The organism is Pseudomonas sp. S12(2018), assembly GCF_024355235.1.
Classification (GTDB): domain Bacteria; phylum Pseudomonadota; class Gammaproteobacteria; order Pseudomonadales; family Pseudomonadaceae; genus Aquipseudomonas; species Aquipseudomonas palmensis.
Window position 1 is genome coordinate 87,121 of record NZ_QLAD01000006.1, and the last position, 14,203, is coordinate 101,323.

Below are 14,203 nucleotides of genomic sequence, written 5' to 3' on the forward strand. Positions count from 1 at the left end.
CCCTATGGATGCCGGCCCCATGTCCCATGATCCAGCCAGCGGGCAGAACCATCTGCTCGCCGCCCTGCCCGACCCGGTACGCGAGCGGCTGCTGCCGCACCTTGAGCAGGTTGCCTTGCCGCTGGGCAAGGTGATCTACGAGCCGGGCGACAGGCTGACGCATGTGTACTTTCCCACCGATGCCATCGTTTCGCTGCTGTACGTCATGGAAAACGGCGCCTCGGCGGAGATCTGCGTGGTGGGCAATGAGGGGCTGGTGGGCATTGCGGTGTTCATGGGCGGCGAAAGCACCTCCAACCGTGCCGTGGTGCAAAGTGCCGGGCTTGCCTGCCGCTTGCCGGGCCAGCGGCTCAAGGACGAGTTCGACCGCCATGGCGAGCTGTTGCTGCTGATGTTGCGCTACACCCAGTCGCTGATCACCCAGATGGCACAGACCGCCGTGTGCAATCGCCACCACTCGATCGATCAGCAGTTGTGCCGCTGGCTGCTGCTGTCGCTGGACCGCCTGACCGGTAACGAGCTGAACATGACCCAGGAGCTGATCGCCAACATGCTGGGCGTGCGCCGCGAAGGCGTCACCGATGCGGCCGGCAAGTTGCAGCGCCTGGGGGTGATCGAGTACAGCCGCGGGCACATCAAGGTGCTCGATCGGCCGCAGCTGGAACGACTGAGTTGTGAATGCTATGCGGTGGTGCGCAGTGAAACCCAACGCCTGTTGCCCTATTTGCCGTTACGTACCTAGTTTTCCATACCCAGCACCCTACGGTACGTAACTCGTCACCGGTGCCAGGTTCTTGTAGAACCTCAATGCCTGATCATTTATTCCAAAGCAAAAGCCGAGAATCACATGGTTTCTCTATCGATCAAGGTTGATCTGCGGATGCCATTGCTGGCCCAGTTGACGCCATCGGGGAAAGTTACGCGTGCTGAACCCTCTGCCCAGGCCGGCACACTCATTCACTTGCAACAAAAGCCTTGACCGGCTCGCACCATGGCGTTACGTTCTCGCCCGCATTTTTGCAAGCCTGCACAGGAGTCCTGCATTGGACAGTTGCCCTAGTCGATTGCGACAGGTACAGCCGGCGAGCTAGTCCAGCAGACCCTTCTGCCACTGCTCGCCGAACACGGTGGTCAGTGGCGATCCGCATTCCTGGCGGGATGACGCATCTTCATTTCCCCTCCCCGCTTGACGCCCCTCATCGTGACGAGGTGTGTCGGCTGCTCGTACCCGTTGCCATCCCCGAAATCTTTACGCGCACAAGTGCGCTGACGCCGGCTGTCTGCCGGTGCCTTGAGGTGGTTCATGGATTGGAAAGTATTCTTGCTGCGCGTGGCTGTCGCGCTGGTACTGGGGGCGCTGATCGGCGCTGAACGTCAACTGCGTCAGCGCCTCACCGGGCTGCGCACCAATGCGCTGGTGAGCACCGGCGCCTGCCTGTTCGTGCTGGTGACCCAGGCCGTACCGGGCATGCTCCCGGCCGACGCTTCGCGGGTGGCGGCCTATGTGGTGTCGGGCATCGGTTTTCTGGGCGGCGGCGTAATCATGCGCGACGGCATGAACGTGCGCGGCCTGAACACCGCTGCCACGCTGTGGTGTACCGCCGCCGTCGGTGTGCTGTGCAGCCTGGGGTTACTGCTTGAGGCGAGCCTGGGCAGCCTGATGGTGCTATGCGCCAACATCCTGCTGCGTGACATCGCCCAGCGGCTGAACCAGCAGGATGTGTTACCGGCCAGCGAGGCCGAGCAGCGTTACGAGGTGCGCATCGTATGCCGCGCCGAAGACGAGATCCAGGTACGCAGCCTGATGCTGCACAGCTTTGGCAGCAGCGGCCTGCGCCTGCAATCACTGCACAGTGAAGACCTGCCCAACCCGGCCAAGCTGGAGGTGCGGGCCGAGTTGATGGGCGACCCGCAGGCGCCCTCGCAGCTCGAGCACCTGGCCAGCCGGGTGAGCCTTGAGAAAGGCGTCAGTTCGGTACGCTGGCAGGTATTCGAGCTGGCGTCGGACTGACCCGCTTCAGCAACTGGCGCGCCACTCGCGGATCTGTTCGTGGGTGGCCGTCACCCCGCCGCACACCACCACCAGCACCGACTGATATGCCTTGAGTGCCTCACTCGGTGCATAGGCCAGCGCCAGCGCTGCACCACAGGCCGGCTCCACCAGGATACGGTGGTCGAGCAGAAAACGTTCGCAGGCATCCAGCGCCTGAGCGTCAGTCACCACATGGCTGTGAATCGGCCGTTGCTGGCTGAGTTCGAAGGCCTGCTGGCATACCTGCTTGGCCCCCAGCGAGGTCGCCACGCTGGTCACTGCGGGCAGGGCCGTCGGGGCCTTGCTGGCCATCGCGGCAGCCAGCGAGGCGGCGCCGTCGGTCTCCACGGCAAATACCGGCACGTCAGCCCAGTCGTTACGTGCCAACCCCTCGCACACCCCGGCCAACAGGCCGCCCCCGCCCACCGAGAGCACGATCGCATCGGGCTTGAACCCACTGATGACCACCTCGTCGATCAGGCTGGCATGGCCTTGCCATAGCAGCGGATCGTCGAAGGGGTGGATGAAGGCCGCGTCGTCGGTGAGCAGCGATTGCGCATAGGCATTGGCCTCGTGCCAGGCGCTGCCGTGCACGATGACCTCGGCGTCCTCCTGGCGAATCAGCTGCCTGGCGCGCTCGGTGGTGGTTTGCGGCACCACCACGGTCACCGGCAAGCCCAGGCAGCGGCCCGCATAGGCCACCGCAATACCGGCGTTGCCCCCCGACGAGGACACGAAGCGGCGCTTGCCTTGCCTGGCATAGGCCTGGCAAGCCAGGCCCACGCCACGCAGCTTGAACGAGCCACAGGGCTGCAGGGCGTCGAGCTTGAGCCACACGTCCTGGCCGCTGGCCAGGCTGAGCGGGCGCGAAGGCACCAAAGGGGTTTCGAGATGCAGGGACATACCAGGCTCCAGGTCAGGCCAGTTCGACGATCGATTGAATTTCAACGCTTGCTCAGCGGTTGCGGATTTCATCGAGGTAGTTGTAGATGGTGTAGCGTGTCACCCCGAGTGCGGCGGCAGCTTTCTCGACGGCGCCCTTGACGATGAACAGTCCGCCATCGTGCATCTGGCGCACCGCCTCGAGCTTCTGCGCCTTGGCGATACGCCGGCCCTGGCTGCGTGCGTCGTGCAGGGCGGCATCAATGATCTGCGCCATCAACTGCTCGAGGTCGGGTTGATTCTCGGTGGGCTCGCCGGGGGCTGCCCCGGTGCCGGGCAGCAGTTGTTCCAGGCACGCCTGGGCGGCGGCGATGCCACTGAAGTCGGTGTTCACGCACAGGCTGGCATAGGGCTCGCCCAAGGCGTCGCGGAACACCGCAGTGGCACTGCGCAGGGTCTTGCCGTCGCGGCCCAGGCTCGGGTAGTTGCCCACCACCACCGGGGTATGGCTGCCCTTGTCGCGCAGGGCCTGCAGCACCGCATTGAACCCCTGGTCTTCACGAGGCCCGGCCAGTACCGGGCTGCCGATCTGACGCCCACTGACATGCCCGTTGGCAATGGCAATCACCGAATGTTCCGGCCGGGTCAGGTCGTGCAGGACCACCTCGGTGGTGCGTCCCAGCACAGTGCCAAGCATCTGCACCGTTGCGTGCAGTACGCCCAGCACCAGCTGGCGTTCAGGGGTTGTATCGAGGGCCATCGAGCGCACCACAAGAAAAAACGAACCGAGAAAATATCAACATAAAGTTTAATTTTCAACGGTTCGTTAAAATCATCGCAGCACAAAATCGCGTGCTAGCCACCATCGGTATCGATATCGGCATCAGTGCGCGGCTTGCGCTCACGTTGTGGCTTGAAGTCAGGGCTGTAGGGGTTTTCCTTGTGAGGTTCGGGTGTATTGCTCTGCTCCTGCCCTCCTTCGTCCGGGCGTCCGGCATCCTGCAACGGCACCTCCACATCGCGTTCAGGCAGGCTCTTGCCATCGTCCGGGCGTTTCCAGGTTTGCGGCAGCGGTTGTGGCTGGTCTTCAGCAACGGGCTCGCGGTTGCGCGGGTCATGAATCATGCTTGGCGTCCTCCAGTACAGGTTCAGCGTCGTTCATCCGACAGTGGCGTCGGCTCGTCAGGTTCGGGCACTGACGGGTTGGTGTCGGGAATACCCTCGACGTCGTTAGGGTGTTCGCGGCGATCGTCGTCGCCACGCACATTCGGGTCAGTCACCGGGTCGTGTTCGCGTCGCGGGTCGTTGAGCGGGTCCTTCCACAGGGGGTCATCCTGCGGGCGTGGATCGATAGCCATGGCGGTCACCTCAGGTCGTGGTCCGACAAATGCGGGCCCTGCAGTTTTTCGAGGCCCCTGGACGTGGTAGGTGCCAGCCAGCCGATCAATGGTCAGGGGCCGCGTACCCGCCAGCGAAGGAAAAATATGCTCTGTGCCCCGCAAAATCCGCTGCAACCTGCGGGGCACGCAAGGCCAGCACGCGGTAAGGTAGGCAAAAACTACAACCTGAGGTGTTTGCGTGGCGTCCTATACCCTGCGTCAGCTTAGATATTTCGTCACCACGGTCGAATGCGGCAGCGTGGCCGAAGCCTCGCGCAAGCTGTACATCGCACAGCCATCGATATCCACGGCCATCAAGGGGCTCGAAGACGGGTTCGGCGTACAGTTGCTGATTCGGCATCATGCCCAGGGGGTTTCACTGACCCCGGGCGGTGCGCGGTTCTACCGCAAGGCTCAGGAACTGCTGCGCATGGCCCATGAGTTCGAGCAGAACGCCCTGGCGGACAACGACGTGGTGAGTGGGCAGATCGACATCGGCTGTTTCGAAACCGTCGCCCCACTCTATCTGCCGCGGCTGATCGCCGGGTTTCGCCAACGCTTTCCGGGCGTGGAAATTCGCCTGCGCGATGGCGAGCAGCAAGAGCTGGTACAGGGGCTGACGGCCGGCCGCTTCGACCTGGCGATCTTCTACCAGCATGACCTGGACAGCACCATCGAAACCGAGCCGCTGACCGCGCCGCAAAGGCCCTACGCCCTGCTGCCTGCTGGCCATCGCTTCGCCGGTCAAGCCCAGGTCTCGCTGCGCGACCTGGTACTTGAGCCGATGATCCTGCTGGACGTGCAACCCAGCCGTACCTATTTCGTGAGCATTTTCGAGGAACTGGGCCTGAACCCGAACATCGTGTTCGGCTCGCCCTCTATCGAGATGGTGCGCGGCATGGTCGGCCAGGGTTTCGGTTTCGCACTGCTGGTGACGCGGCCACGTTCCACCATCAGCTATGACGGCCAGCCACTGGTGTGCGTGGATATCGCCGAAGACGTGACCGGTTCGGCACTGGTGGCCGCCTGGCTCAAACGTGCGCAGCTGACCAAGCCTGCGCAGTTGTTCGTGGATTACTGCAAGGAGCAGTTCAGGCTGTGGCTGGCGTGAAAGCGGGCCGATCACTGCACGCTGTAACTGCGTCTGCCTGCCAAGTGCTTAGTTTCAGCAGGTATCAATAAAGCGACAACTCACGACCTGTGCTCGGCCGCAATAAAGTGCGGGCCTGCAACAACCTAGGGGTTGCAGTTGGCCTTGACCGCCGCCTCGTGGGACACATAAGGGCGATGCGGCTCGATGAACCAGGATGCTTTGGTTCGGTACGTGGTCAGCAGGCAGACGAACTGGCGACGCATGCTGTTGGTGTTGCTCCACTGCCGGTCACTGCCGGCCTTGTTCAGCAGCTCCTGGAACGCCAGGTCGGTCTGGTCTGCGGCGATAGTGCGGGTACAGGCGGAAGGCTTGATTTCCAGGCTCCACTGGTTGCCATTGATCGCGCCCCATTTCACCGAGTCTATGTAGCGCGGGCAGCGGCCTGGCACCGGTTTCGGAGGCACGACCCCGGTCGACCCTGTTTCGGCTTGATCGGCAACGATAAAGTCGAAGCGAAAGTGATCATTGATGTTGGCAGGTGGCGTCAGCCGCACAATGGGCACGATGATGCCGGTGTCGGCCCGAAACTCTTTCTGGTTGAGCCTGGCAGCGGCCAGCCCGTTCGGTACCCCTGCCGGCCAGTGGGCAGGCACACCCACTGGCATATAGAAGAATGCCTGGATGGGCAGGGTTCTGGCACGACCCGCCGGCCATGTCGTAACAACAAGTTCGTTCTGCTCGCTGAACCCTTCTGCGGCCAGTATGTTTTTCATCTGCAGCATGAGCATGAAGTAACCGGCACTGTTGGCAACGCCCCTGCGCATGTCGAAGCCGCATTGATTCAGCGGGCGGTACTTGGCGGGCTGGTACCAGATCCCGAGCCATTGTTGTGGCGTGGTAACGCCCTGGCTCTGGCATGGCCGACTGTGTGGGTAAACAACTCCCTCGTAGACCATGGTGCCGCAGGGTGTGTTCCTGAACCAGTTCCAGCCATCCATGCTGTAGGCGCACTGCACCATCAGCAGGTCCTTGCCCGCTGGCCTGCGGTCCTGGGGATACATGATCAGACCGTCGTTGAAGCCCCACGCCACTGACCTGAACCTTGCGTCGTAACGTATGTAGGAGAACGACGTTCCGCCACTTCTCGCCGAGGTCGGGCTAGGGTCCCAGATGCGAAATGCCCCGGGGTTCTGCGGCCGCTGGGTGACGCGCATCAGGACACCGCTGCATAGAAACGGCGGTTTGCCTGAATCACCGCAATGCGAGTTGCCTGCGCTGTAGTTGTACCTGAGGTCGGCTACGGTGGCGTTGCCGTCCTCCAGCGAGCTGCGTGGTGAGCCAGGCGCCCACTGTGCCAACCCCGGCGCACTGGCTGCTACGCACCCCAGAAACATCAACATCTTTAACCTGTTCATGGTCCACTCCTTGTGCTGCAGTGCTGAAACTGCCTGTCAACGTGGCGTCGGATTGCAACCGGCAGCCACCGATACGCGATGAGACACATCGGGTCGAAAAGGCTCCAGGTTCCAGGTTTTCTTGTAGCGGGCGGTGGCCAGGTGGCACACCAACTGACGACGCATGCCGCCCCCGTTGTCGAGGCGCCAGCGCCAGTCACTGCCGTAGCGCTTGTACAGTTCCGCGTAGGCGGCGTTGGTTTCGTCCTGGCGGATGCGTCGTCCGCAATAGGTAGGCGTGAGCTCCAGGGTCCAGGCGTTCTTGCGGATGCCTGGGTCGTAGCGGTAGCTCCACTGCCCCGACTCGAAGTAGCGCGTGCAACGTGCGCGCGCAGCGGCTTCGCCAGGCGAAGCGTCGACGGAGGAAAGCTCGCTGCTCGACGCCTGGGTGCCTGGCGCATGAGGCGTCGACTGCTGGCTCGGATGGATGCAGCCAGTCAGCAGTACTGCTGCCAGCAAACAACAAGCTCTGGTGGCAAGATGGATGGGCATCACCGGCTCCTTTGGCAGGATTGCCCATGTCGATCACACTTCAGGGGTTGCCGTTGGCTGCCATTGCGGGCTGGTGACGCGCATACGGGCGGCGCGTCTCGATGTTCCAGGGGGGCTTGTTCGGTACGGACAGGCCGGGCCAGCGTATGTCGCAAGGTGTTCATGTCGCTCTCCCACTGTCTGCCCAACGGCAAGGCAAACAGTAACGGTGAGCAACACCAGCCCGCTACTGACAGAAGTATCAGTAGCGGGGGCTAAGGCCTGGGTGGGATATTGGCTCGAATCAGCGCGCCGCCCAGGCATTGAAGCGTTGTTCCAGCTCCTCGCCATGGTCAACCCAGAACGCCGCATCCACTGCTCGCGCCTGGGCCAGGTTGGCTTCGGCAGTGGGCAACTGCTTCTGTACTTCGGCTGGTAGCAAACCCAGGGTCTGCTTGTTTACCGGGCCATACGGAATGTTTTCCGAGAACACCTTCTGCGCCTGTGGCAGGCTGGCGAACGCAATGAAATCCTCGGCCAGTTTCTTGTTCGGCGTACCCTTCACCACCGCCCAGTATTCAGGGTCGAACAGGCTCTGCGGCCATACGATGCTCAGCTTCATGCCCTCCTTCTGCGCAGCCGCGATGCGCCCGTTGTACGCCGCGCTCATCACCACATCGCCGGCAATCAACCACTGCGCAGGTTGCGCCCCGGCTTCCCACCACTGGATGTTGGACTTGATCTGGTCCAGCTTGGCGAACGCGCGGCTCACCCCTTCAGGGGTGCCGAGCACCTTGTACAACTCATCGGGCTTGACGCCGTCGGCGAGCAAGGCGATCTCCAGGGTGTACTTGGCTCCCTTGCGCAGGCCGCGCTTGCCGGGGAAGTCCTTCACGTTCCAGAAGTCCGCCCATGAGGTCGGCCCCTTGGCCAGCTTGGCATGGTCGTAGGCCATCACCATCGACCATACATAGGTGGCCACGCCGCACTCGGTGAAGGTGCCGGGCACAAAATTGGCCTGGTCACCGAAACGTTGCGGGTCGAGTTTCTCGAACAGGCCTTCATCACAGCCGCGCAACAGCTCGGGGCTTTCGACCTCGACCACATCCCAGCTGGTGTGGCCGACGTCGACCATGGCCTTGATTTTCGACAGCTCGCCGTTGTACTCGCCTGCCACCACGGTGCCCGCACCGCTGGCATTGAATGGCTGGAAGTAGGCCTTTTCCTGTGCCTGCTTGGTGGCGCCGCCAAACGAGATGACGGTCAGGTTCTGCGGGGCGGCAAACACGGCACTGCTCAACAGGGCCAGGGCAAACGGAACGCTGCAACGCAAGGATCGGGTCATGGCTCACTTCCTCGACTAGGCCGGCACGCTCGTGCGCGCCGGCGGGGTTTTGTTAGGCGACCGCGGGTACGGTCGTCCTGCTCTACGGCAGTAAAAGGTGCAACGTTGGCCGGCTCGTATGCCGATCTGTGTGTTATGTCTCGCTCAAAAACGCCGCCAGACGCTCCATCAACCGGTCACAACCAGCCAGCTGTTCGACGCTGACGTATTCGTTCGGCTTGTGTCCCTGGTCCATGCTGCCCGGCCCGCAGACCACCGCCGGTATCCCGGCCTGGTCGAACAGCCCGCCTTCGGTGCCAAAGGCCACCGTGCTGAAGGCATCGCTGCCGCACAGCCGGGCAATCAGCTGCGCCGCCGCGCTGTCCGGTGGCGTGGCAAGCCCCGGGTAGCTCGACAGCGCTTCGAAACGAATGCCGCTGTCGGCATTGACCGCCTGCATCGCCGGCACTACTTCACGCGCGGCAAACGCCTGCAATTCATCGGCCACCGCTTGCGGGGCGAACGCCGGCAGCGCCCGCACCTCGAAATCGAAACGGCAATCGGCCGGCACGATGTTCAGCGCCGTGCCGCCCTGGATCGTGCCCACCTGCACGGTCGAAAATGCCGGGTCAAATCGTTCGTCGTGAAGCTCCGGCGCCGCCAGACGCTTACCGATTGCGCCCAGCTGGCCGATCAGCCGCGCCGCCTGCTCGATGGCGTTGACGCCATAGGGCGCGTAGGCCGAATGACAGGCCGCGCCGTGCACATGGCAGCGCATGGCCAGCTTGCCCTTGTGCCCGAGCACCGGCTTGAGTTCGGTGGGTTCGCCGATCAGGCACAGCGCCGGCATCGGGATACGCCGTGGCAACACCTCGAGCAGGCTGCGTACCCCCAGGCAACCCACCTCTTCGTCATACGAAAACGCCAGGTGTACCGGGCGGCGCAACGGGCTTGCCAGAAACAGCGGCACCGCCGCCAGCACCGAGGCCAGGTAGCCTTTCATGTCGGCAGTGCCCCGGCCGTACAGCTTGCCGTCCTGCTCGCTCAGGTCGAACGGCGGCACCGTCCAGGCCTGGCCGTCCACCGGTACCACATCGGTGTGTCCGGACAGCACCACGCCACCCTCCACACCCGGGCCGATGCTGGCCAGCAGGTTGGCCTTGGTGCGTTCGGCGTTGTAGATCAGCTCGCAGTCCACCCCCAGATCGTCCAGGTAATCGCGCACGAACTCGATCAGCGCCAGGTTCGAATCCCGGCTCACCGTGGCGAAGCCGACCAGCTGCGCCAGCAGGGTGCGGCTGCGCCATTCACTCATCGCCGGGCACTCCGTAGCTGGGCGCCTGCGTCGGGTCCAGGGCGCGGGTCAGGTAGTCTTGCAACTGGGGTTCATAGGCGGTCCACAGTTTGTGCAGTTCGCCGATGGGATTCTCGTCGGCCCAGTCCACCCGTAGGTCGACGATCGGCCAGGTCAGGTCGCCGACCACCGACAGTGCCGCCGAGTGCACCGCCCCGGCCTCGCCGCCTGCGGCCTGCCCCGCCTGCAATGCCGTGAGCAACCGGGCGGCCAGGCAGCCCTCGCTGCGCTCGAAGGCCTCGACCATGCGTTCGATCACCGCGCTGCTGGCCAGCAGGTTGCCGGCGGCCACGCATTGATCGCCTGCCACTGCATTGTGGGTGCCCAGTGCGTGGCTGCCACTGAAGAGTGCGGTGCGCCCCTGGGCATCCACCACCGCTACCTGACGGTACTGGCCATAGCCATTGCTCGACAGCGCCTGGTCCAAGGCCGTGGCAGGTGCCAGCCCGTCGGCCAGGCCATCGAGTATCTGCGGGCCCAGCGCCGGCAAGGTGATGTTCTGGCTCGACACCGCGCCCACGCCGGCGCGCAGCCATGGGCAACGCGCGCCCACGGCGATGCTCGACGAGCTGATGGCGATACCCAGCTGACCGGTTTCGGCGCAGCGTCCGACGATAGAAAAAGTCATGTGCCGCTCCTTATTCGGGGATCACCGCGATCACGTCGATTTCCATCAGCCATTGCGGTTGGCCCAGGGCACTGACCACCAGCCCGGTGGAAATCGGAAACACGCCCTTGAGCCACTTGCCGACCTCCTGGTACACCGGCTCGCGGTAGCGCGGGTCGATCAGGTAGGTGGTGGTCTTGACGATGTGGCTCAGGTCGCTGCCGGCTTCTTCGAGCAGTTGCTTGACGTTGCGCATGGCCTGCTCGGCCTGGGCCCGCGGGTCGCCAAGGCCGACCAGTTGACCGTCGAAATCGGTGCCCACCTGGCCACGCACGTAGACCGTGTTGCCGGCACGCACGGCCTGGCACAGATCGTTGTCCAGGGTCTGGTTGGGGTAGGTATCCTTGGTGTTGAACATGCGGATGCGGGTATGGGTAGGCATCAACGTACTCCCAGTTTCTGGACGTTGGAATCACAGTGGGCGGCAGCCTCGCGTTGCGCGGCGTCGCGGTAGTCGAAATAGGTGCGCTGTTTCACGATGTGCTCGGCGATGTGCCGGGCGTCGTGCCACACGCCCCAGATAAAGGCGGAGCCACGGCGCGACAGCCACGGCAGGCCGACGAAATAGATCCCCGGTTCGCGGGACACACCGCGCTGATGCTGTGGCTTGCCGTCGGGCTTGAAGGCATCGACCTTCAGCCAGCTGTAGTCGGTCGAGTAGCCGGTGGCCCAGATGATCGAGCTGACACCGGCCTTGGCCAGGTCCAGCTCAAGAATCGGTTGGGTCAGGCACTGCGGGTCGGGCAGCATGTGGCGTGCTTCGGGTTCTTCGGGCAGGTCCAGGCCGTTGCGTGCAATGTAGTCGTCGGCGGCATCGAGCAGCGCCAGGTAGTTCTCGTCGCCGCGGGCGATGTTCTCGGCCAGGTTGGCCTCGAAGCTGACCACACCTTGATCGAATGCGCGGGTCAGGCCCACCAGCGTGATGCCCTGGTGGGCCAGCTTGCGAAAGTCCACGGTATGTCCGCCACGGGCACCGCTGACCGCGATGGTCACGTGCTCCTTGCCGGGCTGCACGCCTTCGGCGTCCCACAGGCCGAGCACCCCCAGCCACCAGCAGAAGTCGCGATTGCGGTAGGCACGTGGCGGGCGATCGTGCGCGCCCACCGACAGGTACACCTGCTTGCCGGCGCGCTGCAGTTCATCGGCGATCTGCACACCCGAGGAGCCCGCGCCCACCACCAGCACCGCGCCTTCGGGCAATTGCCGGGGGTTGTGGTAGTCGGCCGAATGCAGCTGGGTAATGCCGGGAAGCTGCGGAGCGATGGGCGGGATCACCGGGCGCTGGAACGGCCCGGTGGCCACCACCACCTGGTTGGCCTCGATCAGGCCCATGGAGGTCTGCACCGTAAAGCCCGAGCGACCTTCGTTGCGTTCGACCTTGAGCACTTCGACACCGGTACGAATGGGCGCGTCGATCTTCTTGGCATAGGTCTCGAAGTAGGCCGCCACCTGATCCTTGCCGGCGAAGGCGTCGGCATCCAGGCCTTCGAATTCCAGGCCCGGGAAGCGGTCGTGCCAGGCCGGGCCGTTGGCCACCAGCGAGTCCCAGCGACCGGTGCGCCAGGCTTCGGCGATGCGGTTGCGTTCCAGCACCAGGTGCTGCACCCCGAGGCGGCCCAGGTGCTCACTCATGGCCACGCCGGCCTGACCGGCGCCTACTACAAGCGTATCAATTCGGGTTTTTTCAACGGTCATGGCTGTGCGCTTCTGCATGAGGGGGTTGCCCGCATTCTGTGCGCCGCCGGGTATTAGCGAAATTATGATTTATGTCGCCACTGGCAAGGAAAAAGCGTGCCCCCGTATTGCCCATGCCGGGGGCGCTTGCACAACCCTGGTGCTTTGCACAGACTGCGTGGGTTCCCATTGCAGAGCGTGCCCGATGTCCTTTTCCATTCGCCTGGCCACCCCTACCGATGCTCCCCTGCTGCCTGACATAGAGCGCTCTGCGGCCCAGGCCTTTGTGCAAGTGCCGGCACTGGCGTGGATTGCCGAGCACACGGTGCTCAGCAGCGTCGAGCACCTGGAGTTCGTGGCTGCCGGGCTCGAGTGGGTGGTGGTGGATGGGCGGGACCGCCCAATTGGGTTCGTGTGTGCCAGCGCGTTCGATGAGTCGCTGCACATCGAAGAGCTGGCGGTGGATCATGCGCAGCAAGGCCAGGGCCTGGGTCGGCGATTGATTGCGGCCGTGCGCGCGCATGCCGAGGCCCAGGGCTTCGCGGCCCTGACCCTCACCACCTTTGTGGCGGTGCCGTGGAATGCACCGTTTTATGCACGGTTGGGTTTCGAGAGGCTGGAAGAGGCGTCGTTAAGCGGTATGTTGCGCCGGCAGATGGCGTACGAGGCTTCGCGAGGGTTGCAGGGGCGGTGTGCGATGCGCTTGTCATTGCGCGACTAACTGGCGCCCCCCAAGACGCCGGCAAGGCCGGCTCCTAGATTCGCTGCAACGCACCCTGCCCTGTCAGGGGTGAGTCGGCAGCCCTGTCTGCTCGGCTTCAGCTCGGTCTGAGGCTTGCTCCTTTGCCTTCAAGGCCTCCAGCTCTGCATCGCGCTGCTCGACCTGCGCCTGCAATTGCTCAATCACCTGCTGTTGCTGGCGTTGTTCACCCGCCCCCTGCTCCACCTGCTGCCCCAGCACCTGGTTCTGCCGCAGCAGCTCCTCCCGCGCACCCAACGACTGCGCCAGGCTGGCCATCAAGGTCTTGATCTCCTGTGCCTGTTGCGCCTGCTGGTCCTGCAGCGCCTGCCGCTCACGCTGCACCTGCCGCGCCTCCACCAGCAAGCGCTCGTTGTCGCGGTTGAGCCGCGTCAGTTCGTCCTGCTTGACGATCAGGCTCTGCTGCAACTGACGCACCTCGACCTGCAACTGCTGTACCTGCGCCTCATGGCGGCGCTGATCCTGCTCGCGCTGCTCACGGGTGGCGGTGCGGTAATGCTCCAGCGCATCGCGGGCATGCTGGTGCTTGTCTTCCAGCGACTGGATCTGCTCGTCCTTGTCGTTCAGGCGCAGGTTCAACTCACCTACCGCCTGATTCAAGGTGGCATTGCGCGTCTGCTCGGTCTGCAGGGTACTGCGGGTCGTGGCCAGCTGCGCCGACTCACCCGCCAGCGCCTCGGCCTGAATCTGGTGTTGCTGCTGCAGGGTCGCCAGCGCCTGCTGGATCGCCTGCAGTTCGCCCTGCAACGCCGCCTTTTCATGGTCGAACACGTTCTGCGCCGCTTCGATACGTGCGTCGCCCTCCTCCACCAGTTGCTGGGCCAGCTGACTGACCAGGTTGGCCAGGGCTTCGCTCATGCCCGGCTTGTCCGCTGCCAGTGTCGGTTGCTGCGCGTCCAGCTCCTTGAGGTAGCGGTGAATCGTGGTCTTGGACCCGGTGTTGCCCAGCTCGATACGTACGGCATCGATACTGGGGTGTTCGCCACGGGCCAATAGCGCCTGACGCGCCTTCTGCACGATTGCCTTGTTGATACCGCCACGGGCCATGGGTGCTCCTACTATTTCGTAATGTGGTACGTACTATGTAGATACATACTAAATGAAATTGAAAAA

The 14,203-nt window shown here is 63.7% G+C and carries 17 protein-coding genes; 4 read left to right on the forward strand and 13 right to left on the reverse strand.

Annotated features, from left to right (window positions below; genetic code table 11):
- Positions 1 to 19: 19 nt before the first annotated feature.
- Positions 20 to 742 carry a Crp/Fnr family transcriptional regulator gene (locus DN388_RS15360; RefSeq protein WP_255000920.1) on the forward strand — a complete coding sequence of 241 codons (723 nt, stop codon included), beginning with the start codon at positions 20 to 22 and terminating at the stop codon, positions 740 to 742.
- Positions 743 to 760: 18 nt separating this feature from the next.
- On the opposite strand, the gene DN388_RS25415 is transcribed toward DN388_RS15360, so the two are convergent.
- On the reverse strand, positions 761 to 847 hold the full coding sequence (locus tag DN388_RS25415) for a hypothetical protein (RefSeq protein ID WP_081315094.1): 87 nt from the start codon (positions 845 to 847) through the stop codon (positions 761 to 763).
- Between the two features lie 456 nt (positions 848 to 1,303).
- Between DN388_RS25415 and DN388_RS15365 the strand changes: the two genes are divergently transcribed.
- Positions 1,304 to 2,011, forward strand: a complete 708-nt coding sequence (locus DN388_RS15365; protein WP_043862787.1) for an MgtC/SapB family protein — start codon at positions 1,304 to 1,306, stop codon at positions 2,009 to 2,011.
- Between the two features lie 6 nt (positions 2,012 to 2,017).
- Here the strand turns inward: DN388_RS15365 and DN388_RS15370 are convergent, their stop codons facing one another.
- The 4 genes from DN388_RS15370 to DN388_RS15385 all read right to left on the reverse strand — a co-directional run bounded on the left by DN388_RS15370 (position 2,018) and on the right by DN388_RS15385 (position 4,272).
- A complete protein-coding gene (locus DN388_RS15370) occupies positions 2,018 to 2,935 on the reverse strand; it encodes a pyridoxal-phosphate dependent enzyme (protein ID WP_054914512.1) in 918 nt (305 codons plus the stop codon).
- 52 nt (positions 2,936 to 2,987) lie between these two features.
- Complete coding sequence (locus DN388_RS15375) at positions 2,988 to 3,674, reverse strand: transcriptional regulator (RefSeq protein ID WP_054914513.1); 687 nt, start codon at positions 3,672 to 3,674, stop codon at positions 2,988 to 2,990.
- A 95-nt stretch (positions 3,675 to 3,769) separates the two neighbouring features.
- Positions 3,770 to 4,039, reverse strand: coding sequence for a hypothetical protein (locus tag DN388_RS15380; RefSeq protein ID WP_043862785.1), 270 nt, complete (start codon positions 4,037 to 4,039; stop codon positions 3,770 to 3,772).
- Between the two features lie 23 nt (positions 4,040 to 4,062).
- The gene (locus DN388_RS15385) at positions 4,063 to 4,272 is read right to left on the reverse strand and encodes a hypothetical protein (RefSeq protein WP_043862784.1); all 210 of its coding nucleotides are present in this window, start codon (positions 4,270 to 4,272) and stop codon (positions 4,063 to 4,065) included.
- A 220-nt stretch (positions 4,273 to 4,492) separates the two neighbouring features.
- Between DN388_RS15385 and DN388_RS15390 the strand changes: the two genes are divergently transcribed.
- Positions 4,493 to 5,404, forward strand: a complete 912-nt coding sequence (locus DN388_RS15390) for a LysR substrate-binding domain-containing protein (RefSeq protein ID WP_043862783.1) — start codon at positions 4,493 to 4,495, stop codon at positions 5,402 to 5,404.
- 125 nt (positions 5,405 to 5,529) lie between these two features.
- Here DN388_RS15390 and DN388_RS15395 read toward each other — a convergent pair whose 3' ends face one another.
- The 7 genes from DN388_RS15395 to DN388_RS15425 form a co-directional block, all read right to left on the reverse strand.
- Positions 5,530 to 6,801, reverse strand: a complete 1,272-nt coding sequence (locus DN388_RS15395; RefSeq protein WP_078480984.1) for a DUF2599 domain-containing protein — start codon at positions 6,799 to 6,801, stop codon at positions 5,530 to 5,532.
- 36 nt (positions 6,802 to 6,837) lie between these two features.
- A complete protein-coding gene (locus tag DN388_RS15400) occupies positions 6,838 to 7,332 on the reverse strand; it encodes a DUF2599 domain-containing protein (protein WP_078480985.1) in 495 nt (164 codons plus the stop codon).
- 283 nt (positions 7,333 to 7,615) lie between these two features.
- On the reverse strand, positions 7,616 to 8,656 hold the full coding sequence (locus tag DN388_RS15405) for an ABC transporter substrate-binding protein (protein WP_255000927.1): 1,041 nt from the start codon (positions 8,654 to 8,656) through the stop codon (positions 7,616 to 7,618).
- A 133-nt stretch (positions 8,657 to 8,789) separates the two neighbouring features.
- Positions 8,790 to 9,950, reverse strand: coding sequence for an acetylornithine deacetylase (gene argE, locus DN388_RS15410; RefSeq protein WP_255000930.1), 1,161 nt, complete (start codon positions 9,948 to 9,950; stop codon positions 8,790 to 8,792).
- A complete protein-coding gene (locus DN388_RS15415) occupies positions 9,943 to 10,617 on the reverse strand; it encodes a DUF1028 domain-containing protein (protein ID WP_043862778.1) in 675 nt (224 codons plus the stop codon). Before DN388_RS15415 ends, argE begins: the two co-directional genes overlap by 8 nt.
- Before the next feature lie 10 nt (positions 10,618 to 10,627).
- Positions 10,628 to 11,038 carry a RidA family protein gene (locus tag DN388_RS15420; protein ID WP_003182257.1) on the reverse strand — a complete coding sequence of 137 codons (411 nt, stop codon included), beginning with the start codon at positions 11,036 to 11,038 and terminating at the stop codon, positions 10,628 to 10,630.
- Positions 11,038 to 12,351 carry an NAD(P)/FAD-dependent oxidoreductase gene (locus tag DN388_RS15425; RefSeq protein WP_255000942.1) on the reverse strand — a complete coding sequence of 438 codons (1,314 nt, stop codon included), beginning with the start codon at positions 12,349 to 12,351 and terminating at the stop codon, positions 11,038 to 11,040. Before DN388_RS15425 ends, DN388_RS15420 begins: the two co-directional genes overlap by 1 nt.
- Before the next feature lie 184 nt (positions 12,352 to 12,535).
- Here DN388_RS15425 and DN388_RS15430 point away from each other — a divergent pair, with 184 nt between their 5' ends.
- Positions 12,536 to 13,051: a GNAT family N-acetyltransferase gene (locus DN388_RS15430; protein ID WP_058540185.1), complete on the forward strand. Its 516-nt coding sequence runs from the start codon at positions 12,536 to 12,538 to the stop codon at positions 13,049 to 13,051.
- A gap of 63 nt (positions 13,052 to 13,114) precedes the next feature.
- On the opposite strand, the gene DN388_RS15435 is transcribed toward DN388_RS15430, so the two are convergent.
- A complete protein-coding gene (locus tag DN388_RS15435; RefSeq protein ID WP_043862775.1) occupies positions 13,115 to 14,137 on the reverse strand; it encodes a DNA-binding protein in 1,023 nt (340 codons plus the stop codon).
- Positions 14,138 to 14,203 lie beyond the last annotated feature (66 nt).

What these genes read in the sequence shown, in the direction of transcription:
- DN388_RS15425 (WP_255000942.1), bottom strand. Translation starts at nt 12,351, where the DNA reads ATGACCGTTGAAAAAACCCGAATTGATACGCTTGTAGTAGGCGCCGGT.
- DN388_RS15405 (WP_255000927.1), bottom strand. Translation starts at nt 8,656, where the DNA reads ATGACCCGATCCTTGCGTTGCAGCGTTCCGTTTGCCCTGGCCCTGTTG.
- DN388_RS15420 (WP_003182257.1), bottom strand. Translation starts at nt 11,038, where the DNA reads ATGCCTACCCATACCCGCATCCGCATGTTCAACACCAAGGATACCTAC.
- DN388_RS15385 (WP_043862784.1), bottom strand. Translation starts at nt 4,272, where the DNA reads ATGGCTATCGATCCACGCCCGCAGGATGACCCCCTGTGGAAGGACCCG.
- DN388_RS15360 (WP_255000920.1), top strand. Translation starts at nt 20, where the DNA reads ATGTCCCATGATCCAGCCAGCGGGCAGAACCATCTGCTCGCCGCCCTG.
- DN388_RS15380 (WP_043862785.1), bottom strand. Translation starts at nt 4,039, where the DNA reads ATGATTCATGACCCGCGCAACCGCGAGCCCGTTGCTGAAGACCAGCCA.
- DN388_RS15415 (WP_043862778.1), bottom strand. Translation starts at nt 10,617, where the DNA reads ATGACTTTTTCTATCGTCGGACGCTGCGCCGAAACCGGTCAGCTGGGT.
- DN388_RS15370 (WP_054914512.1), bottom strand. Translation starts at nt 2,935, where the DNA reads ATGTCCCTGCATCTCGAAACCCCTTTGGTGCCTTCGCGCCCGCTCAGC.
- DN388_RS15430 (WP_058540185.1), top strand. Translation starts at nt 12,536, where the DNA reads ATGTCCTTTTCCATTCGCCTGGCCACCCCTACCGATGCTCCCCTGCTG.
- DN388_RS15400 (WP_078480985.1), bottom strand. Translation starts at nt 7,332, where the DNA reads ATGCCCATCCATCTTGCCACCAGAGCTTGTTGTTTGCTGGCAGCAGTA.
- DN388_RS15375 (WP_054914513.1), bottom strand. Translation starts at nt 3,674, where the DNA reads ATGGCCCTCGATACAACCCCTGAACGCCAGCTGGTGCTGGGCGTACTG.
- DN388_RS15365 (WP_043862787.1), top strand. Translation starts at nt 1,304, where the DNA reads ATGGATTGGAAAGTATTCTTGCTGCGCGTGGCTGTCGCGCTGGTACTG.
- DN388_RS15435 (WP_043862775.1), bottom strand. Translation starts at nt 14,137, where the DNA reads ATGGCCCGTGGCGGTATCAACAAGGCAATCGTGCAGAAGGCGCGTCAG.
- DN388_RS15395 (WP_078480984.1), bottom strand. Translation starts at nt 6,801, where the DNA reads ATGAACAGGTTAAAGATGTTGATGTTTCTGGGGTGCGTAGCAGCCAGT.
- argE (WP_255000930.1), bottom strand. Translation starts at nt 9,950, where the DNA reads ATGAGTGAATGGCGCAGCCGCACCCTGCTGGCGCAGCTGGTCGGCTTC.